We start from the raw sequence: 6,426 nt of genomic DNA on the forward strand, positions 1-6,426 counted from the left end.
GTTTTCACTCTGACTTGACGGGGTCAACAACTCAACTCCTTAAGGCGTAGGTAAACGAAGTAGTTAAGTTGAAGAGTCTTAGACGAAAAAGAGCTTCGCTGCAGCTCAGCATCGGCGCCTGGTGAGCTGGCCGCGATGGTGAGTGGAAGAATCCTAGGTAGCTAAAAAGCTCGGCGCTGGCTCGATTGAGCCAGTCGATATGATTGGTTTGGCCAGAGCCTAGCTGTTCATTGCTGTTGAACGCCGTTGGTCGCTGGCGAACTGCGAGCAAGCGTTCGCTCGCCTTCTTGCTACTTCCAGAAGCATGCATCGCGCCACTTCTTGTTGCCAAACATGTCGCCGAACTGGTTCACCAAGCCACCCGGGCGCAGATACGTTGCGCGACAAGGCAGAACCTCGAGTTCGCCCGTCGGCGACTGGGCAACCATCATGTCGAAGAACATGCGTGCGTCGCCGAGGTAGTCTTCCAGACTGCGGAAGCTTCGACGTCAAGGCTGACGAATACAAAGCCTTTGTAGCTCGATACACGCGCTCTCTTGTGGCCCCGTTCGTTCTTGTTGAAGTCCTCGCAATACTCGCCCGGTGCCTTTACCTTTGAGGCGGCCGTCGCTCTTGTAGCACCGTGCGTGGAACGGGCATCCATAATGTGACGATAACGCGATAGAGGGAGCGTTTGGCGCAGAGGACATCACGATGCACATCTACTTCTTGTACAGCTCGGTTCCGGAACTTGCCTCGTTCCTCGCGGAGAGCGCAAGGAGGTCATACGGAAGGCTGCGCGGGCGCTCGCGGGGACCGGAGAAGGCCGCAGCCAGTTCAGGCTTTTCCTCGGATGGCTTGTCTTGCCCGGAGTATCGACAGTTCTTTTCAATTGTCTAGCAGAGCTCAGACTTTCGAGTAGCAATCTGACCATCATTACTTGCGTCACCTTGTACGTAAGTTATACGTTCGTATTCCAGTTCCAGGTACGGCGACTAAGGCCTCACATAAGAGCGGTCCTTTCCGCACAACGAATCGTGAGCCGAAGTGAGCTGCCGATGGTATGAGCGCTGACGTCAAGACAGGCGCGACGTGGAGCGCGCGTGGGGACGGTTCGAACTCGCAACATAATTGCGATAACGCCCGGAACGGCATTTGCTGTCGGCTATGTCTCTACCACCACGGAAGGAGCGGCAATGGCAGGCGACAATTCATACAAGCCGGGCGAAATTGTGAAAGTCTCGGGCATCTACTCCGTCGTCCATGATGATGGCAAAGACACGTTCGAGGTGACGTGCGTCGAGGGCGAACACTTCCCACCAACGCGTAGCGGCAAGGGTGCACACTTCGAACTGAAGTATGCGGCGACCCATTCCCACAAGCATGGAGAGTTGCGAGGCACAGAAGCCCGAAATTAGGTCTGCGCTCGCGTTCGCAACCCGAAGGCGAACCCGCGTCAGGCGCGGGGTTCGCCTCGAGCAGTCCCCGCGTGACTTATACCGCAAGGCCGCGCGCAGTACTTCGGGAACTGCAGTTCGCGCGCCGAAAGCGGACTTGGCGTCCATCACAACACCGCTTCTCGTTAGACTGCGCTATGGCCTCAGCACGCGGTTCGCAATCTCCAGCTCTTAGCCGCTACAGCAGGATGCGGGACTTCGGCCGCACACCTGAACCGGCGCCTGCAAAACTTTCGAGCCGTCGCCTGGCGCGTCTCGGCTTCGTAATCCAGAAGCATTGGGCCAGCCGCCTTCATTACGACTTCCGGCTGGAACTCGACGGCGTGCTGCTTTCGTGGGCGGTTCCCAAGGGGCCATGCTACGACCCGAAGGAAAAGAGGATGGCGGTCCACGTGGAGGACCATCCAGTCGAGTATGCGACGTTCGAAGGAACAATTCCGCCGAAGCAATACGGAGCCGGCACGGTGATTGTCTGGGACCGCGGGACGTGGGAGCCCGTGGAAGACCCTCGTAGGGCAATGAAGGCGGGCAAGCTGGTGTTTCGACTGCATGGCGAAAAGCTGGCCGGCCTGTGGGAGTTAGTCAAAATTTCGAAGCCGGAAGACAAGCAGGACCAGTGGATGCTTTTCAAGAAGCGCGATGAATGGGCGCAACCGTTGGCCGAATATGATGTTATCAAGGCGCTGCCCGACAGCGTCACGACAAAGCCACTAGGTCTTATCGAAGAGCGTGAGCCGAAAATGACCCGGCCCTCGCGTGAGCCTGAGCCGACGATTGACGTGTCGGCCGCACTGAGCGCGCCGCTGCCCGCGAAACTCGAACCGCAGCGCGCGACCTTGGCTTCGTCGTTGCCGGCCACTGGCGACTGGATAATCGAATCGAAGCTGGATGGTTACCGTATGCTGGCCCGCGTCGACAAGGGGCGCGTACGACTGTTCACGAGCGGTGGCCACGACTGGACGAAGAGACTCATGTCGCTCGCCGCTCAAATCGCGAAACTGCCCCTCTCAAGCGGATGGCTTGACGGCGAGATAGTCGTGCTCAGGGACGGGCTGCCCGATTTCAGCGCGTTGCAGACTGCGATAGACGGCGGAGCGAATGACGAAGTCGTCTATTTTCTCTTCGACCTTCCGTACTGTGACGGGAATGACCTGACGAGCGTGCCGTTATGGGCGAGGCGCGCGCGACTGGCGCAGCTACTCGAGAACGACAGCGACCGGATACGATTCAGCCAGGACTTTGACGCTCCAATTGCGCAGATGTTCGAAGCGGCGGCCTCGGTGGGACTTGAAGGCCTGATGTTGAAACGCCGGGACGCCCGATATGAGTCCGGACGGACGCAGACATGGCTGAAGGCGAAATGTCGATTGAGGCAAGAGTTCGTTATATGTGGCTTCACCGCCAGGGGCGGCAAGGAGGGCGAAGTCGGCAGTTTGCTGCTCGGCTACTACGTAGGCAGAAAGCTTCGCGACGCAGGTAGCGTGGGCACTGGCTGGAATGCTCGGACAGGACGGGACCTCTGGCAGCGCCTGCTGCCTCTGGAGCGCGACACAAGTCCGTTCGACGCGGCGATATCAAAACCCAGCCGCTGGTCCAGGCGCCCCGCGGGCGCGGAACGGTGGGTACGTCCAGAGCTGGTAGCGGAGGTCGAGTTCGCCGAGTGGACAGGAGACGGCGTTGTCCGGCAGGCGTCGTTCAAGGGCTTGCGTGTTGATAAGTCTGCCCATTGCGTGGTCCGTGAAACCGGACAACCGCTGAAGCCAGCTCCCGTCTCGCAGGTTAAGGTCACGCACCCCGAGCGTATCGTTGACCCCGTGAGTGGCGTTAGCAAACTTGAACTCGTCCGGTACTACGAAAGCGTGGTCGAATGGATGCTGCCGCATCTGACGCACCGCCCCGTTGCCATGGTTCGCGCCCCGGAGGGTATAGCGGGTCAGACGTTTTTCCAGAAGCACGCGGAGAAGACCGGGATGCCTGGTCTGAAGGCGCACGACCGCAGTTTGTGGATGAATCATCCGCCGTTGCTTACCGTCGATACGGCGGATGCGCTGATGTCGGCGGCGCAGATGAATGTCGTCGAGTTACATACCTGGAATTCAACGGTGCTGCACATTGATAAGCCGGACAGGGTCATCTTCGACCTCGACCCTGGTGAGGGCGTGAAGTGGAAGCAGGTCCAGGAAGCCGCACTTCTTGTCCGGGCGTTGCTTGGGGAACTGGAACTACAAGCTTGGTTGAAAACGAGTGGCGGCAAAGGGCTGCACATCGTCGTCCCACTCGCGCCCAGACTTGACTACAAATCCGTGAAGGCGTTCTCGCAGGCGTTCGTTAGGCACCTCGCAAAAACTATCCCCGACCGCTTTTCAGCAACATCAGGGGCCGCCAACCGCATCGGCAAAATCTATGTCGACTATCTGCGTAACGGAAAGGCGCAGACGACCGCGACTGCATTCTCCGCGCGGGCGCGGCCGGGGATGGGCGTGTCGATGCCCGTGTCTTGGGAGCAACTGTCTGACCTCAAGAGCGGTGCGCAGTGGACGGTGCAGACGGCGAGAGAGTATCTTAGCTTCCAATCGCGAGACCCTTGGGAAGCGTACTGGCTTGCAAAACAGTCGTTGGCGTCGGCAATCAGGCGGCTCCGGTGAGAGACGGCCGGCGCTGGCAGATGTAGCGACCACAAGTGATAAGCGTTGGAGCGCGGCAGAGCGCCCACATGGCCGAAAGCGAGCCGACTCACCGGCATACGAGATGCGTGTTCGCTAACGTTGGCCGCAGATACTGGTATCAGGCAGCGCAAGTAAAGCCTTGCACTCGCGTACAGGAGGCTCACATGGCGGCACGGTCCATCGCATCGCTGACACTGTCCTTCGGACTGGTGTCCATACCGGTGAAACTGTATTCGGCGACGGATAGCGCCGCCGGAGTCGGATTTAACCTTCTGACGCCGGAGGGTGGCCGCGTGAAGCAGCAGTACATATCCGAGGCCACGGGCGCAGTCGTGGCCCGCGCGGACATGAAGAAGGGATACGAGTTCGAGAAGGGGCAGTTCGTCGTCTTTGCCCCCGATGAACTGAAAGCGCTCGAAGAAGGCGCGAGCCACGTCGTGGAGATTGTCTCGTTCGTCCCCGAAAAGTCGGTAGACCCGCTGTACTACGACAAGGCGTACTTCATCGCTCCAGACAAACGCGGCGGCAAACCCTACAGCCTGCTTCAGCTCGCCATGCGGGAAAGCGAACGCTGTGCGCTCGCAAAATGGTCGTACAAGGGAAAGACCCGAATCGTCCAGATACGGCCTGCTGAAGACGGGATGGTGTTCCAGCAACTGCTATTCGCCGATGAGGTGCGCGCGCTGAGCGATTTGCATATCGAACGGGTGACCGTCAGCGATACGGAACTGAAACTCGCACTGCAAATCATCGACCAGGTGTCGGAAGACGCCTATGACCCGACCGCTTACGAAGACGAAGAAAAGAAGCGGATTCTGGAAGCCATCGACCGGAAGATTGCGGGCAAACAGATTGTGTCGCCGGAGGCGCCAGCCGAAGAGTCTGACGGACGGGTGATTGACCTGATGGAAGCCCTTCGGGCTAGTCTCAGCGCCAACAAGGACAAACGTGAGGCACCTGTGAAGACAGCGGCGGCCAAGGCGCCAGTGACGAAAAAGACTTCGCCCGCCGATGTCGAAGTGCTTGCCGCCAAGCCTCGCCGGCCTGTCAAGCGCGCGACGCCGAAGCCGGACGTCAAAGAGGCACCACCAGCGAAGGTCCGGGCACGCAAGTGACAAGACGGAGCCAGTCAAACGATTACTCGTTGCGCAGCCTTCAATCGCTGTTGGGCGTGTCGCGTCGGGTCCTTTCCGGGCTGATTGACGCCGGATTCGTCCATCCGTCGCGAGGCCGACGGAACGAGCTCCGATTTTCCTTCCAGGATGTTGTGCTTCTGCGCACTGCGTTCCAGCTGCAATCAGCCAAAGTCTCTGCACGTAAGATTCTGAGGGCGCTTGCCAAGCTGAAAGCCGAACTCCCTGAGGAGCTTCCACTGTCCGGGATTCGAATTACGTCTGTGGGTGAGACCGTGGCCGTGAGGTCGGGACAGGCGCAATGGGACGCTGATTCGGGCCAGCATCTGCTTGACTTCGAAGTCGCGCCTATCCGGGGGGACGTGGCGTTTCTCGACTCGGTACCGCGAAACCAGGAGAGCCGTGAAGAACAGGCGGAAGAATGGTTCGCACTGGCCGAACAGCTGACCGAAACCGACGCTGTCGGTGCGGAGCAGGCCTACCGGAAGGTGCTTGAGCTTGCGCCTTCACCGCATTACCACGCCTATACCAATCTGGGCGTACTGCTGTGCGAAGCTGAGACGCGCTGCGACGAGGCGTTGTCCATTTTCGACGGGGCTTTACAGCATTTCCCCGATGACGCGCTACTGCACTTCAACCGGGCGGTCGTTCTCGAAGAACTGAAGCGCTATGACGCTGCGGAAGGGGCCTATCTGCGATGCATAGAGCTTGACCCGACGCATGCCGATGCTCATTTCAACCTCGCAAGACTGAGCGAGATTCGTGGCGACAAGCAAGGCCTCGTCCGACATCTCAGCGCTTATCGTCGGCTCGTCGGCTGAACAGGCTTCATCCGCGCGTCGCATCCGTGGCTGCCAATTCAGGCACGCGCTCATGCAAGTCAGCTTCTTCCGCGGCGTGCGCCGCGTCAAACAGACCAAGTAAGCCCGAAGCTTCGACGAACTTTGTGTCGCGCGCGATTGTGTCGCTCGTTGCGAACGGCGCAGAGTGACGGATGCCTTCCCGCTGCGCTACTGCATGTCCCCAAAGCGCGTATCCGCGGTGCCAGTCAGCTCAACCTGTGTATGTGCTTGATTGTTTCTTGCGTAAGCGCGCGGCGTCGATTTCAGCGGTCTTCATAGCTGCGTCAATCGTCTCGAGCTCCTGACCGAAATCAATCGGCTATTGCCCGACGAGCGGGGGATTGCCGAA

At 59.3% G+C, this 6,426-nt stretch carries 5 protein-coding genes; 4 read left to right on the forward strand and 1 reads right to left on the reverse strand.

Annotation, left to right across the window (positions count from 1 at the left end):
* Nucleotides 1–290: 290 nt before the first annotated feature.
* Nucleotides 291–443, reverse strand: coding sequence for a hypothetical protein (locus F759_RS45230; protein WP_244438926.1), 153 nt, complete (start codon nucleotides 441–443; stop codon nucleotides 291–293).
* A 732-nt stretch (nucleotides 444–1,175) separates the two neighbouring features.
* Between F759_RS45230 and F759_RS0127710 the strand changes: the two genes are divergently transcribed.
* From F759_RS0127710 to F759_RS0127725, 4 genes are all read left to right on the forward strand, one after another.
* Entirely contained in the window at nucleotides 1,176–1,397 is a 222-nt protein-coding gene (locus F759_RS0127710) for a hypothetical protein (protein WP_027802728.1), read from the forward strand.
* A gap of 176 nt (nucleotides 1,398–1,573) precedes the next feature.
* A complete protein-coding gene (gene ligD / locus F759_RS0127715; protein WP_027802729.1) occupies nucleotides 1,574–4,081 on the forward strand; it encodes a DNA ligase D in 2,508 nt (835 codons plus the stop codon).
* Between the two features lie 185 nt (nucleotides 4,082–4,266).
* Nucleotides 4,267–5,217 (forward strand): non-homologous end joining protein Ku, encoded by a 951-nt coding sequence (ku, locus tag F759_RS0127720; RefSeq protein ID WP_027802730.1) that lies wholly within the window; start codon nucleotides 4,267–4,269, stop codon nucleotides 5,215–5,217.
* Nucleotides 5,214–6,056 carry a tetratricopeptide repeat protein gene (locus tag F759_RS0127725; protein WP_027802731.1) on the forward strand — a complete coding sequence of 281 codons (843 nt, stop codon included), beginning with the start codon at nucleotides 5,214–5,216 and terminating at the stop codon, nucleotides 6,054–6,056. The genes ku and F759_RS0127725 overlap by 4 nt, the downstream gene beginning before the upstream one ends.
* Nucleotides 6,057–6,426 lie beyond the last annotated feature (370 nt).

Origin of the sequence: Paraburkholderia dilworthii (genome assembly GCF_000472525.1) — a bacterium.
GTDB classification, from domain to species: domain Bacteria; phylum Pseudomonadota; class Gammaproteobacteria; order Burkholderiales; family Burkholderiaceae; genus Paraburkholderia; species Paraburkholderia dilworthii.